We start from the raw sequence: 15263 nt of genomic DNA on the forward strand, positions 1-15263 counted from the left end.
TGCAGCGTCGTCCCATAGCCGCCTGGCATCCGTGTCTGGATCATGACGTTCCTGCCAACTGATCAACTTGAGTGCGGAACGCCATGACACGCCCTTCCTTCGCCACCGCTTGGGCCGCCGCGATGCGAATCTACGAACCTGCAACAACCGGAGCAACTATCGCCAAGATAATTGGCGGTACCGTTGCGCGGAACATAACCAACCCGGATCCGCAGCAACGATGGGTAAATACGTGCGCGGTCAGAATGAGCTATGTCCTGAATCAATCGGGCGTGATCGTACCGCGCCTCCCAAGAAGAACCGTTTCGGGAGCGGATGAGAAGTGGCATTTCTATCGTGTCAAAGATCTCATCGAGTTTCTGAGGCAACGATGGGGCCCACCCGAAGTCGTCCCGTTTCCACCGGCTGGCGGCGGCACACTTGCCAACAAGAAAGGAGTGGTTCTATTTGAGGTGTCGGGGTGGTCGAATGCGAACGGCCACGCAACTTTGTGGAACGGTTGCAATTGCTATGACCAATGCTACTTTAATCAACGTGAATCGACCTATCGAACCACACGTGCCAATTTTTGGAGCCTGTCGTGACGAAGCGGCTTAAGATCATTGCAACCCTGCTTGCAATTGCGACCCTCACGACGTCGGGTACTCAAGCGGCAAATAATACGACCTCCCCACAAGCCCACTCCCGTTCCGATCGGCAAAACTTCAAGGACATGGTGCTCGCCACCTGCGTCGCCGACGCATACCGGCAGGCGCCGCTCGCGGCGCGCGACGCGGGCAGCAGCGTCAGCGCCCTGCAGGAATGGTCCCACTACGACATGGAGCGCGCGCCCGATGCGATCCGCGCGCTGGTCGACGCCTATCTCGCCCGCGACTACCGCAATCCGCTCGCGGAAGCCGAGGCCCCGGGCTTGCGATTCGATTTCCTCAAATGCCTGGACCTCTATCACAGCGCCGCGCTCGACACGCTCGCGCGACGCTTGACCGCCCCGCCGGCCCGCGCCTCCCGGCCGCGCAGCCGTTGAAGCTCCACCCGGCCTCGCGTCGCCGGCAAAAACAAAAGCGGGCCGGCGGCCCGCTTTCTTCATGCATGCGCCGGGCGCGTCAGCCCGCCCGCCTCACTGCGCGAGCCTGACCGGCACCGGACGCGTCAGCAGATCCACGTACAGCTCGAAGAAGCGCTTGCTGTCGAACTGCTTCACGATCTTCACCTTCTGCAGCGCGGCGCCCTCGGGCTGCCGCGCATAGCCGATCGACCGACCGTTGTCGGGGCGGCCCGGCTTCGCGACCACGTCGAGGTATTCCTCCGACACCTCCGTCGCGTAGCTCGGATCGAGCAGGTACGCGATCGTCAGCGTGTCCCAGATGTTCTGCGTGTAGTTCGGGTTGTTCTCGAAGCCGTCCTTGCCGGTGAAGCCATAGCCGTTCATCTGGCGATAGACCTCGGTGACCGCAGTCGGGTGCGCCGGGTGCGCGATGCGGTCATAGATCGGCTTGGTCAGGAACACCGTGTCGGTGACGTCGAGCGGCACCACCACCTGCGGGATCGGCAGGCGCACCACCTCGCGCGCCGCGTCCGGATCGAACCACCAGTTGAACTCGGCCGCCTTCGTCGTGTTGCCCGCCACGTGCACCGCGCCGCCCATGTAGATGATCTGCTTGATCAGCGGCACGATCGACGGGTCGCGCTTCGCCGCGAGCGCGAGATTGGTCAGCGGGCCGACCGCGAGCACCGTGATCTCGTGCGGATTCGCCTTGACCGTGCGGATGATGAAGTCGACCGCATGCTCGCGCTGCACGTAGGTGCGCTTCGCGAAGCCGTCGGGCGGCGCCTTCAGGTCCGATGCATGGCGCGGCTCGGGCGAATCCCACGCGCCCAGGTAGCCGTCGCCGCCCGCGCCCGCCGCCAGTTCGCGCTTGATGGTCGCGTAGTTGTGATCGAACGCGTAGTTCGCGCCGCTGTAGATGCCGATCTGGCTGCCCGCGCCGAGCCGCTCGACCGATTTCAGCGCATCGGCCACGCCCTGCTTGAGCCATTGGTTGCCCGACACGACCGTGATGCCCATCACCTTGAGCTTGCCCTCGGCCTGCAGCTGCGCGGCCATCACGCCGAGCTGCCCGTCGTCGCTCATCGTGTTGTAGTCGCTGTCGATGATGATCTTCGGCACGCCGTCCGTCGGCGTCGGCGCCGCCATCGCGCCGCCCGTCGCCAGCGCGGCGAACGCCGCGACTCCCACCCATTTGATGATCCCTGTCTTCATCGGCTTGCGCCCCCTCGAATGGCCGGGCCGCGAATGCCCGGCAGCAGTTGGTATGGTGGCGGCCCGCCTGTCGCGCGGCCGCCCCGTGTTTCGCGCGCGGCGCCCGGCCGGCTCTCGATCCGGCTGACGGGCCCGTCGCCGCGCGATCGCCACTATAGCAAGCAGCCCGCGCCGCCGCGTCGCGCGCCGACAAAAAAGGCCGGCCGGGCTCGCGCCCGCCGGCCCTCGCGGACGATCGGCGGCTTACTTCGCCACCACCACCGGAATCCCGCGCAGCGCGCCCGCGCCCTTCATCTCGTCGAGCGCGTGCTGCACGGCCGCGCCGGTCGAGGCGGACAGCGACAGCCGCGCGGCCAGTTCGCGCTCCGCGCGCTTCACGCCGGCGAGATTCGCGAGCTTCACGTGGCCGTAGCCGCGCACCTTCGCGTGCAGCTCGGCCAGCTGCGCGACCTGCGCGGCATTGTCCGGCGTCAGGATCGCGAGCGCCGCGCGCAGCGTCGTCTCGTAGTCGTCGGCCAGCGCGCGCTCCATGCGCCGCTCGACGGTCCGGCCGAACGGATCGAGCCAGGTGCCGCGCAGCCCGCGCACGCGCGCGAGCGTGCGCAGCACCGGCCACAGCCACTGGCCGAACACCTGCTTGCGCGGCGCCGCGCCGCCCTTGCCCGGCTTCGCCGTGGTCGGCGGCGCGAGGTTGAACCGGATGCGGAAGTCGCGCCCCGCGACGCCCTCGAACTGCGCTTCGAGCGCGCTGCGGAACGCGTCGTCCGCGTACAGCCGCGCGACCTCGTATTCATCCTTCACCGCGAGCAGGCGGTGGAAGGTGGTCGCGACCGCGCGCGTCACGCGCTCGTCGCCGCGCGCGCGCGCCTGGTCGACCAGCGCCCGATAACGGGCGGCATAGCGGGCGCCGCCGTACTCGACCAGCCGCGCCTCGCGGTCGGCGATCAGCGCGTCGAGCGTCACGGGCGCGGCCGCGACGATCGCGGACGCCGCGTGACGCGCCTGCCACAGCGCCTCGAGCCCGGCCGGATCGGCGGCCGCCATCCGGCCCACCGAGAACGCGAGCCGGTTCATCGGCACCGCGACGTTGTTCAGCTCGATCGCGCGCATCAGCGCCGCGTGCGACACGGGCACGAGCCCGAGCTGCCACGCGAAGCCGAGCATCAGGATGTTCGCGCCGATCGTGTCGCCGAGGAAGCGGCCCGCGAGCGCCTGCGCGTCGCAGCTCGACAGGTAGCCGTCGCCCGCCGCGTGGTGCATCTTCTGCAGCAGCGCGTCCGCGTGCAGGCTCGCGTCCGGGTTCTGCACGAAGGCCGCATTCGGGATCGCATGCGTGTTGACGACGATCCGCGTGCGGCCGTGCCGCACCGTCTGCAGCGCATCGCCGCTCGCGCCGACCACCATGTCGCAGGCCAGCAGCACGTCGGCCTGCTGGGTGTCGATCCGCACCTGGTTCAGCCACTCGTCGCGCGCGGCGATCCGCACGAACGACAGCACCGAGCCGCCCTTCTGCGCGAAGCCCATGAAATCGAGCACCGAGGCGCTCTTGCCTTCGAGGTGCGCGGCCATGCTGATCAACGCGCCCACCGTGACCACCCCGGTGCCGCCGACGCCCGTCACGAGCATGTCGTACGGCGCCGCATCGAGATGCGTGGCCGGGCGCGGCAGCGCCTCGACGCGCGCGGCGAGCGCCGCTTCGTCGAACGCCGCGCCCGCGGCCTTCTTGAGCTGCGCGCCCTCGACCGTAACGAAGCTCGGGCAGAAGCCGTTCACGCACGAGAAGTCCTTGTTGCACGACGACTGGTCGATGCGCCGCTTGCGGCCGAGCGGCGTCTCGAGCGGCTCGACCGACAGGCAGTTCGACTGCACGCCGCAATCGCCGCAGCCTTCGCAGACGGCGTCGTTGATGAACAGGCGCTTGTCCGGGTCGGGGAATTCGCCCTTCTTGCGGCGCCGGCGCTTCTCGGCCGCGCAGGTCTGGTCGTAGATCAGCACCGTCACGCCCGCCGTGTCGCGCAGCTCGCGCTGCACCGTGTCGAGTTCGCTGCGGTGATGGAAGGTCGTGCCCTTCGGGAACAGACCGTGATGGCCGTCGTACTTCTGCGGCTCGTCCGACACCACGACGAAGCGCGACACGCCTTCGGCCTCGACCTGCCGCGCGATCTGCGGCACCGAGATGCTGCCGTCGACCGGCTGGCCGCCCGTCATCGCGACCGCGTCGTTGTAGAGGATCTTGTAGGTGATGTTCGCGCGCGCCGCGACCGCCTGGCGGATCGCGAGGATGCCCGAATGGAAATAGGTGCCGTCGCCGAGGTTCTGGAACACGTGGCGCGTGTTCGTGAACATCGCGTGCGCGGCCCAGTCGACGCCCTCGCCGCCCATCTGGATCAGGCCCGTCGTGTCGCGCTCCATCCACGAGGCCATGAAGTGACAGCCGATCCCCGCCTGCGCGATCGAGCCCTCGGGCACCTTGGTGGACGTGTTGTGCGGGCAGCCCGAGCAGAAGTACGGGGTGCGCCGCACCGCGTCCGCCTCGTTCGACAGGATGCTCGGCGCGACCAGATCGACCACGCGCGCGCGGCGGTCGAACGCCGGCTTGTGGCGCGCGAGCCAGTCGGCGAACACCGGCAGGATCCGCGACGGGCGCAGCTCGCCCAGCTCGGACAGCAGCGGCGCGCCCGCCGCGTCGTGCTTGCCGAGCACGCGCGGACGCGCATCGGCGGCGCGGTTGTACAGGTAGTCCTTGATCTGCTGCTCGATGACGGGCCCCTTCTCCTCGATCACGAGCACTTCCGACAGGCCGTCGACGAACGCATCGATGCGCGACATCTCGAGCGGGAACGACAGGCCGACCTTGTAGATCCGCACCCCGGCCGCGTCGAGGTCCGCGGCGGTCAGGTCGAGGCGGCGCAGCGCTTCCATCAGGTCCAGGTGCGCCTTGCCGCAGGTGACGATGCCGACGTTCGCGTGCGCGCTCTTCGCGATCCACTTGTCGATGCTGTGGACCCGCGAGAAATGGCGCACCGCATCGAGCTTCGCGGCGAGCCGCGCCTCGATCGCGAGGCTCGGCAGATCGGGCCAGCGGTTGTGCAGGCCGCCCGGCGGCGGCGTATAGCCTTCCGGCGCGGGCCACTCGAGCTGCAGCGCGTCGAGGTCGACGGTCGAGCCGGATTCGACCGTCTCCGAGATCGCCTTGTAGCCCACCCATGCGCCCGAGAAGCGCGACAGCGCCCAGCCGTACAGGCCGAATTCGAGCATGTCGGCGAGGTTCGACGGGTTCACGACCGGCATGTGCCACGCCATCATCGTGAAATCGCTCTGATGCGGCATCGACGACGACACGCAGCCGTGATCGTCGCCCGCCACCACCAGCACGCCGCCGTGCGGCGACGCGCCGAACGCGTGGCCGTGCTTGAGCGCGTCGGCCGCTCGATCGACGCCCGGCCCCTTGCCGTACCACATCGCGAACACGCCCTCGACGGTGCGCTCCGGATCGGCCTCGACGCGCTGCGTGCCGAGCACCGCCGTGCCGCCCAGCTCCTCGTTGATCGCCGGCAGGAAACGCACGCCGCCCTGGTCGAGCAGCTTCTTCGCTTTCCACAACTGCTGATCGACCATGCCGAGCGGCGAGCCGCGATAGCCGCTGACGAAGCCCGCCGTGTTGCGCCCCTGCGCCGCGTCGAGCGCGCGCTGCATCAGCAGGAGCCGCACCAGCGCCTGCGTGCCGGTCAGGAAGATCCGGCCGCGCGTCGCGGACAGGTTGTCGGTGAGCCGGTAGTCGGACAGGGGCGGGGCGCCGTCGATCGGCAGGCGGGCGTTCATAGGGGGCTTGTCTCCTGATTATGCGGTTCGCGTCTCGTGCGCGATCGTCGGTCGAAAAGCGAAATCGATGGATTTCGGCACGCCGACGAATGGACTCTATTTTTTCGCGCCAATCGGAGAAATTTTTTTCTTATCTTGATCGCGCGCAGACGTCCGGAGAAAAACTGTCGACGCTTTTCGACCGATTTGAGTGAGATCTGCCGGCGCGGTGCGCGGGTCGCGCCGGGCGCGCGATGCTGCGGCGCAATATCCGGCGCGCGCTCGCGCGGCGGCGGGCATCACGCTAGAGTGGCGGGAACCGGTGAGGAGACTGTGCGATGAAACTGTATTACTGGCCCAAGACCCGCGCGTTCCGCGCGCTGTGGATGCTCGAGGAGATCGGTGCGGCCTACGAGCTGGTGCCCGTCAACATCCGCGCGCACGAGCAGGACGGCGACGCGTTCCACCGCGTGAATCCGATGGCGAAGCTGCCGGCGCTCGAGGACGGCGGCATGCCGTTCGGCGAATCGGGCGCGGTGCTGCTGTACCTCGCGGACCGCTATCCCGCCGCCGGCCTCGGCGTGCCGCTCGACGATCCGCTGCGCGGACGGTTCCTGCAGTGGATGAACTTCACGCCCGCCTGCCTCGAACCCGCGATGGCGGAAAAATTCACCGGCGCGGCCGGCAATCCCGCCGCGTTCGGCTGGGGCAGTCTCGAACGCGTGCAGCAGGCGCTCGACGCCACGCTCGACGGGCAACCCTGGCTGCTCGGCGAGCGCTTCAGCGCCGCCGACATCCTGCTCGTGAACACCCTGGAGATCGCCCTCTCCGCCGGCCTGCTGCCGCGCGAGGGACGATACGGCGCGTACGTGGACCGCGCGCACGCGCGCGACGGCTACCGGCGCGCGTGCGCCGTCGAGGCGCGCGAGCTGGCGCGCCTCATGCCCGGCTGAGATCGGGCCCGGCGGGCGGCTCCACCGGCACGACGTCGTTGAAGCGGCTGTAGTCGATGTGCGTCATGCCGTCGACCTCGCTCATCAGGTCGACATAGCGATGATTCCAGCGGATCGCGTCGTGCTCCCACGCATGGCGCGCCTGCATCACCTGCGCCGTGGTCTCGTCCGAGCCCTCGATCATCAGCATCAGGAGCGCGGCGCCCGTCGCGAGCGATTCGGGCGTCGCGCCGTGCAGCGGGCTCGTCTCGTCGATCACGTGCATCAGGCTCCAGCCGAGCAGGAAGATCGGATGCTCGTGGCGCACCAGCTTCAGGTCGTGGATCTTGAGCATCCCGAAGCCCTCGGGCGAGCCTTCCTTGCGCATCAGGCGCAGCTTCGCGCGCGCCTCCGCGATCACGTTCTGGCGCGCGTTCGCGACGCGCATCATCAAGGTCATGCGGCCGTTGAGCATGCGCACCACCACGTGACGCGCGAACAGGATCTTCGCGCGCGGCCGCGCGAAGCGCGCGAACACGAGCCCGGTCGACAACGCGATGCCCGACATCCCGACGAAGATCTCGAGCGTCGCGATCAGGTGTGCGTAGTAGGTCTGCGGATGCATGTCGCCGTAGCCGACGGTCGCGAGCGTCTCGACGCTGAAGAAGAACGCACCCGCGAAGCCGGGCGGCGACTGGTTCGCGATCGGCGCATGGCCGAGCAGGTACAGGCCCGCGAACACCGTGTTGTTGACGAGGAACAGCACGGCGAGCGCGGCGAAGAACACCGGCCAGCTGACCTTGAGCGCCCAGTAGTAGAGATCGCGCCAGCCCGGCGCCGCCATGCCGTGCGCGGTCACGAAGCGCGTGCCGGACCAGATCTTGCGGCCGCGCGTCACGCGGGGGGCGGAGGAAACGGGATCGTCGGGCATCGCGCGGCGGGGCTGGGCCAAGGTGCGCCGAGGGTAGCATGGCCGGGCGGGAAAACGACTGCGTGTTTTCGCTGTCTCCGGCCGGGGTGGGCTCGGACGCCGTTTCGATAAAAAAACGGCGGCCCCGGTTCCGGGCCGCCGCTTCCCGCCCCGGCTGCGCGCGCCGGGCGCGTCAACGCCTCACGTCACTTCCGGTCGACGATGATCTGGTCGAAGGTCCCGCCGTCCGCGAAGTGGGTCTTCTGCGCGTTCGCCCAGCTGCCGAAGACCTGTTCGACGCTGAAGGTCTTGAGCGGCTTGAACTCGGCCGCGTGCTTCCTCAGCACCTCGGGATCGCGCGGGCGCAGATGGTGGCGCGCGATGATCTCCTGCGCGGCCGGCGTGTACAGGTACGCGAGATACGCCTGCGCCGCCTTGCGCGTGCCCTTCTTGTCGACCACCTTGTCGACCACCGCGACGGGCGGCTCCGCGAGGATGCTCGCGGACGGATACACCGCCTCGAAGTCCGCGCCCGACGCGCCGGTGTCCATCAGCGCGACCTCGTTCTCGAACGTGACGAGCACGTCGCCGATGCCGCGCTGCGTGAACGTCGTGGTCGCGCCGCGGCCGCCCGAATCGAGCACCGGCACGTTGCGGAAAATCGCCTTCTCGAATTCGAGCGCCTGCGCGTCGCCCGCGCCCTTCTGCTTCTGGTAGCCCCATGCGGCCAGATACGCGTAGCGGCCGTTGCCCGAGGTCTTCGGGTTCGCGATGATCACCTGCACCCCGGGCTTCGCGAGATCGCTCCAGTCGCGGATCTGCTTCGGATTGCCCTTGCGCACCAGGAACACCATCGTCGTCGAGTACGGCGAGCTGTTGTGCGGGAAGCGCGCGCGCCAGTCCTTCGACAGCAGCTGGCCGCGCTCGGCGAGCAGATCGATGTCGTTCGGCTGGTTCATCGTCACGACGTCCGCCTGCAGGCCCTGCAGCACCGACAGCGCCTGCGCGCTCGATGCGCCGTGCGACTGGCGGATCGCCACGGTCTCGCCCGCCTGCTGCTTGTAGGCGGCGACGAAGCTCGCGTTGATGTCCTTGTACAGCTCGCGCGTGACGTCGTACGACACGTTCAAGAGCGCCGTGTCCGCCTGCGCGAGCGACGCCGCGCCGAGCGCCGCCGCGACCACGCCGGCCCGCAGCCAGCCGCCGATCCCCAGGGTGTGCTTCATCTGATGTGCTCCGCTTGTGTTGTGTCAGGTAACGGTAAGCAGCGATTCTAGCGGCTGCGCGCCGCGCGGGTTCCAATCTGTCGTGGAAAGGCATGCGCGCCGCGCGATAAGCGGCCGGCCGCGCGGCGCGTTCGGCGCGCCGGGCGCGGGGCGAGGCGCTCGCGCCGCCGCGCGAACGGGGCGGCGGTCCTCGCCGGCATCCGGCGCGGGCATCACGTGCACCGGCAAAGGTCGCCGGGCCGCCGCGGGCCGGATCGACCCACCGGACGACATCGCGCACGCGGTGCCGTGCCCGATGACGCACCGTTGATGAGACGGCTTGGCGACGGCGACCGCCACCGGGTCCCGCGCATCGCGCACCGCCGCGGGCCGGATTGTCGACGCGGCGGCCGCGATGCTATGATGGCCGCTCAGTTTTCATCGACCACCCGCCATGTCGCTCCTGTCCCGTTCGCTCACGCTCCTCGCCGTCCCGGCAGGCCTGCGCGCGGCTGGCCTGAAACTGAAAAAACGACACCTCGACTGACGGGGATGTCGCGTCCCGTCAGGCGATCCGCCGGACGGGCCCCCACCTGCGCGCACGCGCTCCTGGCTGCCTCACCCGGCGCTCCGCCGGCGGAACGGTTCCGTTCAATCCGTTTCCGACAAGGCCCATCACCATGCAAGTCCGTTTCGAAGGCATCTGGCTGCCGATCATCACACCGTTCCACCAGGACGCCGTCGATCACGCGGCGCTCGCCCGTCTCGCGCGCCACTACGCGGCCGAGGGCATCGCCGGGTTCGTTGCCGGCGCAACCACCGGCGAAGGCGCGCTGCTCGACGCCGCCGAGGTGCACGCGATCCACGCGACGCTGCGCGACGCCGCCCCCGGCCTGCCCGTCGTGCTCGGCGTGTCGTCGATCTCGACCCGCGACGCCGTGGGGCGCGCCCGCGAGCTGGCCGCGCTCGGCCCGGCCGGCCTGCTCGTCACGCCGCCCGCTTACGTGCGGCCGTCGCAGGCCGGGGTCCGGCAGCATTTCGAAGCGGTCGCCGTCGCGGCCGACCTGCCGATCCTCGTCTACAACATCCCGTACCGGACGGGCGTCGAGGTGTCGCTGGAAACGCTGCAGGCGCTCGCCCGCGATCCGCGCATCGTCGGCGTGAAGGAATGCGGCGGCGGGATCGACCGGATGATGCGGCTCGTGCACGACACGCCGCTGCGCATCCTGTCCGGCGACGATCCGCAGAACTTCGCGGCGCTGTGCGTCGGCGCGCACGGCACGATCGCCAGTTCCGCGCATTTGCTGCCCGCGTGGCACGTGCGGATCCATGCGCTGCTGCGACGGGGCGAACTGGCCGCCGCGCGCCGCCGCGCGGTCGCGCTGCAGCCGCTCGTGCGGGCGCTGTTCGAGGAGCCGAATCCCGCGCCCGTCAAGGCGCTGCTCGCGATGCGCGGGCACTGCGAGGATGGCCTGCGGCTCCCGTTCGTGCCGGCCGGCGACGCGTTGCGGGCGCGCTTGCGGACGGTGTGGGAGGCGTTGGAGAAGGTGGAGGAGACGGAGGGGGTTGCATGAGGGCGGCGCGGCGCGATCGGCCCTGAGCGGCGTGCCCGATGAATCGGCCGAACCACGATGCTATCGGTCGCGGCGGCACCTCGAAATGCCGCGCCCGTCGCGCGCGGGCGATCTCCAGTGACGTTTCGAATCAGCGGGCCGGCAATTCCCACCGTGATGCCGGAGCCGTTTGGCAACGACCCGATGAAGGCTGAAGCCATCGATGCCCCGACGTCGGCGCCCGCTCGGCCAACGCTCTGGAGCAACGCGCAATCGAGCCCACCATCGGGACCATGCAGGCTGATGGTGGGCCCGGTCGGAACCGGCTGAAACCGATCACGCGATGCGGCGCGGCGTCGGGAAACGCCGAGGCTTCTCGACGCCGTCGCGCCTTGTTGCTTTGCGTGGAACGCCACGCCTCATCCTTGGCGCTTACTTGAAGCAACGCCGCGAAAAATGCGTCGGTTCAGATCGATATTTCAACCTCAAATTTACTGATAGATGAAAACCGCATTATTTTCACCTGAATTATGCGATCCGCACGCTACATTGGAGGGATAGTTCGGCTTAAATGTGATGGCGCCATTGTTGGCGGTCGGATATTCAAAGTAACCTGTCGCCGGTTGCTTTGAATTACAAACGACATCGGGGTTGGTCACGCTATTCAAGGAATAACTCTCGATCCAGTTCACGGAATAGCTGATCAGGTTTTGCCCGGACCGGCTTGTAAGATAGCCAATAGCCGTCTCAACACCCGTGGAGGTGTCCTGCACCGTCCCGACCCAGGTGACGCCATTGGGCGTGGAGGCGGTCTCCCAAAGGCGAAGGCGATATCTCACGCCGACCTTCCAGTTGTAGTTGCCCATGCAGCGCCAGACGGGCCCGTTTTCCGCTCCACCTTGGCAATTGAACCCCGACGTTGTGGCCGTTCCCGACGTTGCATTCCACAATGAAAAGATTGCCGTCTTGCCATTCGGCGTGTCCTGCAAGCCGATATAACCCGTATCGCCACCTTGCAGATAAAATTCATGCGACCAGAAATTCATGGGCTGGTCCGCGGAGATCGTAATATATTGATCGAGATTCCAGGCCCCGGTGCCTGCCGGGTTGGTCCAGTATTGATGCGGCCCACCTGCGGCCGCATATACCGGCGCTTCCATTGCGGTGAAAGCCAGCAATGAGAACAAGAGGGATTTCTTTAAAAAAGAAATGACAGCACCGGCATGCGGGCGGGAAATTTTCACAGTACTCACGTTAGTCTCAATAAAAGATTGGGGGATGATTGAAGGTGGCAGCCGCTGCTGCACAAATCCAATTTGAGGACACCGGTTCTCCCTGCAATTGAAATTCAGTCGGGGCGAGCGGACTGTGCGCGGACAGGCTCGGCCACCCGATGAAAGCGCCCGTTCGGGCCGCTCCGGTCGACTGGCCCGACCTGGCGCGCGCACGGAGAATGCCGCGCGAGCCAAGCTGTTCTTGACTTGACCCTCGAGCGACGAAATAGCCGCCAGATGTCTCCCGCACCCACGATCTCCGCGCCCCGGCATTGCACGCTTGCGGGCGGAATCGACGGTTGCGCGCGATGGTGGCAATCGCCGCGTCCAGTCGAGCGCCATGCCTGTCGCCTCTCCCCATGATGTCTACGCGCATGCCGGGCGGCAACAGGTGAGCAGGCAGGACAACACGTCGGCGTCGGCCATGTCGGATAGCGCGCGGATCCGCATTTCGTTAGCAAGGCGAATTATGGAATTTGATCACTATGAATGCGCGATTGCCGCCCAGACAACACAAATAATCTGAACTTGACAATCCTTTGCAAACAAGCGCGGCCGGAAAGGGGCTCGCTCGTTCGAACGGTTTTCCGGGATTTTTGAATGGAAACGCCAAGGCAATCATGCTGCCAATTTGAGCTCTGCGCAGATCGATGCGTTCGCCCCTCCGGCTGATTTCCGACGCACGTTGAACGCGGAAATCCTGACCGCCTCGAATTCGCGCGCCATTCGCCTCACTCGCGGCCTTCCGCTCCTTCACGCCGCCAGCGGCGGCGCCGCCTCGGCCGGCGCGCGCACCGCCTGCAGCATGATCTGCGCGAGCCGCGCGACCGTCGGCGTCGCCGCCGAGGTATTGCGCAACAACATCAAGGGCAAGTTCGGCAGCGCGGGCAGCCCGCGCCCCGCCGGCCCGTCGAGCGCGCGCACCGACGCGGGCAGGCCGTAGCGCGACCGCACCGTCACCCCGAGCCCGGCCGCCGCGGCCGCCCACAGGCCCGCGAGGCTCGGGCTTGCGAACGCGATCCGCCACGGCACGCCGGCCCGGTCCAGCGCGGCCGTCGCCGCGTTGAAGAACGCGCACGGCCGATCGAACACCACGAGCGGCAACGGTTCGTCGGCATCGAACGCGACCGGCGCCGCGGCGCCGATCCAGCGCATCGGCGCGTGATCGATCACCTCGCCCGCCAACCCCGCGCGCGCGTCGAGATCCACCGCGCCGGCGTCGCCCCACACCAGCGCGAGATCAAGCTGATCCGTGTCGAGCCGTTCGAGCAGCTCGGCATTGCGCGCGACCCGCGCCTCGATCCGCACCTTGGGATGCGCACGGGCGAAGCGCCCGAGCACGTCCGGCAGCACCGCCTCGCCGAAATCCTCCGGCAGGCCGATCCGCACCCAGCCGTCGAGGTTCACGCCGCGCACCGCGGCCGCGGCCTCGTCGTTGAGTTCGATCAGCCGCCGCGCGTAGCTCAGCATCGACGCCCCCGCGTCGGTCAGATCGAGCCCGCGCCCCGCCTTGCGGAACAGTGGCGTGCCCGCCTGCGCCTCCAGCTTGCGGATCTGCGCGCTGACCGCCGACGACGAACGTGCGACCCGATCGGCCGCCTTCGCGAAACTGCCCAGGTCCATCCCGGCCACCAGGCTGCGCAGCGCGGCGATGTCGAAATTGGTCTGCGACATGGCAATCATCCTGTTTTATCGAACGATCAGTTAAAAACTTTCCGATATTCAGGATGAATGTACGGCGCGACACTCCCCATCGTCAATCTCTCCCCGCGCCCGCCGCCATGAACTCACCCGCCCTGCCGTGCCCGCCCGCCATCCGGCCCCCGTTGCCCGCGTCGCACCGCTGGCGCGTGCTGGGCGTCGGCGTGGCCGCCAACATGAGCTTCTCCGCCGCCGCGACCGGCATCCCGACCACCGCCGTCTGGCTGCGCAGCGCCTATCACTTCGGCAACGACGGGCTCGGCTTCGTGCTGGGCGCGCTCGGGCTCGGCATCGCGCTGTCCGAGCTGCCGTGGGGCATCGCCGCCGACCGCTGGGGCGACCGCCGTGTGCTGCTGGTCGGCCTGCTCGCGACCGCCGCCGCGCTCGCGGCGATGGCGGGCGCGGTCGCGCCGTCCGGCGACGCCGCGCCCTCCGCGTGGCGGCTCGCGCTCGCGCTGTTCGGCGTCGGCCTGCTCGGCGGCAGTGTCAACGGGTCGAGCGGGCGCGCCGTGATGCGCTGGTTCGGCGTCCACGAGCGCGGCCTCGCGATGAGCATCCGGCAGACCGCGGTGCCGCTCGGCGGCGGCGTCGGCGCGGCGCTGCTGCCAGCGCTCGCGGCGCACGTCGGCTTCATCGGTGTGTTTGGCGCGCTCGCGCTGCTGTGCGCGGCCTCGGCCGCCTTGACCTGGTGCTGGCTGCACGAGCCGCCGCCCGCCGCGCCGGCGAGCCCTGCCCACCCGGTTGCCGCACCCGACGCCGATGCGCGCCATCCGCTGCGCAGCGGCCCGGTCTGGCGCATCGTGCTCGGCATCGGCATGCTGTGCGCGCCGCAGTTCGCGGTGCTGTCGTTCGCCACGGTGTTCCTGCACGACTACGGCCGGTTCGGTCTCGCGAGCATCAGCGCGGCGATGGTCACGCTGCAGGCGGGCGCGATCGTGATGCGGATCTGGAGCGGCCGCCACACCGACCGGCACGGCAACCGCCGCGCCTACCTGCGCGGCGCGGTGCGCGTGGCGGCCGGCGCGTTCGCGCTGCTCGCCCTCGCGACGGCGGCCGGCCCGCGCGTGCCGCTCGGCATTCTGGTCGCGCTGCTCGTGTTCGCCGGCATCTGCGTGTCGGCCTGGCACGGCGTCGCCTATACCGAACTCGCGACGCTCGCCGGCGCGGAGCGTGCAGGCGCCGCGCTCGGCATGGCGAACACCGCGGTCTTCATCGGCCTGTTCCTGACGCCGCTCGTCGTGCCCCGGCTGCTCGCCGCAGGCAACTGGGGCAGCGTGTGGCTCGTCGCGATGCTCGTCGTGTGCGCGACCTATCCGCTGTTCCCGCGCCCGCGGCGTCGCGCGCACTGAAACAATCCGCGCGCGGCGTCGCGCCCCGCTCACGCCTCACGGGTCGGCCCGCGCGCGAAGCGCGCGGGCGCTTCACCGCTTCACCGCTTCACCGCTTCACCGCTTCACCGCTTCACCGCTTCACCGCTTCACCGCTTCACCGCTTCACCGCGTCACCGCTTCTCCGCTTCTCCGCTTCTCCGCTTCTCCGCTTCTCCGCTTCTCCGCTTCTCCGCTTCTCCGCTTCTCCGCTTCTCCGATTCTCCGATTCTCCGCTTCGCATCACGCCCGAGGCCCGC

Annotated in this window: 12 protein-coding genes; 5 read left to right on the top strand and 7 right to left on the bottom strand. The window is 68.6% G+C overall.

The window, feature by feature from the left end:
- Positions 1-83 precede the first annotated feature (83 nt).
- Positions 84-584 carry a type VI secretion system amidase effector protein Tae4 gene (locus Bsp3421_RS28535; RefSeq protein WP_273999393.1) on the top strand — a complete coding sequence of 167 codons (501 nt, stop codon included), beginning with the start codon at positions 84-86 and terminating at the stop codon, positions 582-584.
- On the top strand, positions 581-1024 hold the full coding sequence (locus tag Bsp3421_RS28540) for a type VI secretion system amidase immunity protein Tai4 (RefSeq protein ID WP_443111541.1): 444 nt from the start codon (positions 581-583) through the stop codon (positions 1022-1024). The genes Bsp3421_RS28535 and Bsp3421_RS28540 overlap by 4 nt, the downstream gene beginning before the upstream one ends.
- Positions 1025-1117: 93 nt before the next feature.
- Here Bsp3421_RS28540 and Bsp3421_RS28545 read toward each other — a convergent pair whose 3' ends face one another.
- Positions 1118-2260 carry a nucleoside hydrolase gene (locus Bsp3421_RS28545; protein ID WP_443111542.1) on the bottom strand — a complete coding sequence of 381 codons (1143 nt, stop codon included), beginning with the start codon at positions 2258-2260 and terminating at the stop codon, positions 1118-1120.
- 243 nt (positions 2261-2503) lie between these two features.
- Positions 2504-6082, bottom strand: coding sequence for an indolepyruvate ferredoxin oxidoreductase family protein (locus Bsp3421_RS28550; RefSeq protein WP_273999394.1), 3579 nt, complete (start codon positions 6080-6082; stop codon positions 2504-2506).
- A 317-nt stretch (positions 6083-6399) separates the two neighbouring features.
- Between Bsp3421_RS28550 and Bsp3421_RS28555 the strand changes: the two genes are divergently transcribed.
- A complete protein-coding gene (locus Bsp3421_RS28555; protein ID WP_273999396.1) occupies positions 6400-7014 on the top strand; it encodes a glutathione S-transferase family protein in 615 nt (204 codons plus the stop codon).
- On the opposite strand, the gene Bsp3421_RS28560 is transcribed toward Bsp3421_RS28555, so the two are convergent.
- Both Bsp3421_RS28560 and Bsp3421_RS28565 read right to left on the bottom strand, forming a co-directional pair.
- Positions 7001-7924: an ion channel gene (locus Bsp3421_RS28560; protein ID WP_274004394.1), complete on the bottom strand. Its 924-nt coding sequence runs from the start codon at positions 7922-7924 to the stop codon at positions 7001-7003. The genes Bsp3421_RS28555 and Bsp3421_RS28560 overlap by 14 nt on opposite strands.
- 185 nt (positions 7925-8109) lie before the next feature.
- Positions 8110-9129: a sulfate ABC transporter substrate-binding protein gene (locus tag Bsp3421_RS28565; protein ID WP_273999397.1), complete on the bottom strand. Its 1020-nt coding sequence runs from the start codon at positions 9127-9129 to the stop codon at positions 8110-8112.
- 659 nt (positions 9130-9788) lie between these two features.
- Here Bsp3421_RS28565 and dapA point away from each other — a divergent pair.
- Complete coding sequence (gene dapA, locus Bsp3421_RS28570) at positions 9789-10682, top strand: 4-hydroxy-tetrahydrodipicolinate synthase (RefSeq protein WP_273999398.1); 894 nt, start codon at positions 9789-9791, stop codon at positions 10680-10682.
- Between the two features lie 470 nt (positions 10683-11152).
- Here dapA and Bsp3421_RS28575 read toward each other — a convergent pair whose 3' ends face one another.
- Together Bsp3421_RS28575 and Bsp3421_RS28580 are read right to left on the bottom strand one after the other, a co-directional pair.
- Positions 11153-11914, bottom strand: coding sequence for a DUF3472 domain-containing protein (locus Bsp3421_RS28575; RefSeq protein ID WP_273999400.1), 762 nt, complete (start codon positions 11912-11914; stop codon positions 11153-11155).
- 774 nt (positions 11915-12688) lie between these two features.
- Positions 12689-13618: a LysR substrate-binding domain-containing protein gene (locus tag Bsp3421_RS28580; protein ID WP_273999401.1), complete on the bottom strand. Its 930-nt coding sequence runs from the start codon at positions 13616-13618 to the stop codon at positions 12689-12691.
- 98 nt (positions 13619-13716) lie between these two features.
- Here Bsp3421_RS28580 and Bsp3421_RS28585 point away from each other — a divergent pair, with 98 nt between their 5' ends.
- Positions 13717-14985, top strand: coding sequence for an MFS transporter (locus tag Bsp3421_RS28585; protein WP_273999403.1), 1269 nt, complete (start codon positions 13717-13719; stop codon positions 14983-14985).
- Between the two features lie 144 nt (positions 14986-15129).
- On the opposite strand, the gene Bsp3421_RS34535 is transcribed toward Bsp3421_RS28585, so the two are convergent.
- Positions 15130-15225: a hypothetical protein gene (locus Bsp3421_RS34535; RefSeq protein ID WP_443111601.1), complete on the bottom strand. Its 96-nt coding sequence runs from the start codon at positions 15223-15225 to the stop codon at positions 15130-15132.
- Positions 15226-15263: the final 38 nt, after the last annotated feature.

It is taken from the genome of Burkholderia sp. FERM BP-3421, from assembly GCF_028657905.1.
Lineage (GTDB): Bacteria > Pseudomonadota > Gammaproteobacteria > Burkholderiales > Burkholderiaceae > Burkholderia.

Excerpts from the sequence above, each read along its gene's own strand:
- Bsp3421_RS28535 (WP_273999393.1), top strand. The coding sequence starts at position 84 with ATGACACGCCCTTCCTTCGCCACCGCTTGGGCCGCCGCGATGCGAATC.
- Bsp3421_RS28545 (WP_443111542.1), bottom strand. The coding sequence starts at position 2,260 with ATGAAGACAGGGATCATCAAATGGGTGGGAGTCGCGGCGTTCGCCGCG.
- Bsp3421_RS28550 (WP_273999394.1), bottom strand. The coding sequence starts at position 6,082 with ATGAACGCCCGCCTGCCGATCGACGGCGCCCCGCCCCTGTCCGACTAC.
- Bsp3421_RS28555 (WP_273999396.1), top strand. The coding sequence starts at position 6,400 with ATGAAACTGTATTACTGGCCCAAGACCCGCGCGTTCCGCGCGCTGTGG.
- Bsp3421_RS28560 (WP_274004394.1), bottom strand. The coding sequence starts at position 7,924 with ATGCCCGACGATCCCGTTTCCTCCGCCCCCCGCGTGACGCGCGGCCGC.
- Bsp3421_RS28565 (WP_273999397.1), bottom strand. The coding sequence starts at position 9,129 with ATGAAGCACACCCTGGGGATCGGCGGCTGGCTGCGGGCCGGCGTGGTC.
- dapA (WP_273999398.1), top strand. The coding sequence starts at position 9,789 with ATGCAAGTCCGTTTCGAAGGCATCTGGCTGCCGATCATCACACCGTTC.
- Bsp3421_RS28580 (WP_273999401.1), bottom strand. The coding sequence starts at position 13,618 with ATGATTGCCATGTCGCAGACCAATTTCGACATCGCCGCGCTGCGCAGC.
- Bsp3421_RS28585 (WP_273999403.1), top strand. The coding sequence starts at position 13,717 with ATGAACTCACCCGCCCTGCCGTGCCCGCCCGCCATCCGGCCCCCGTTG.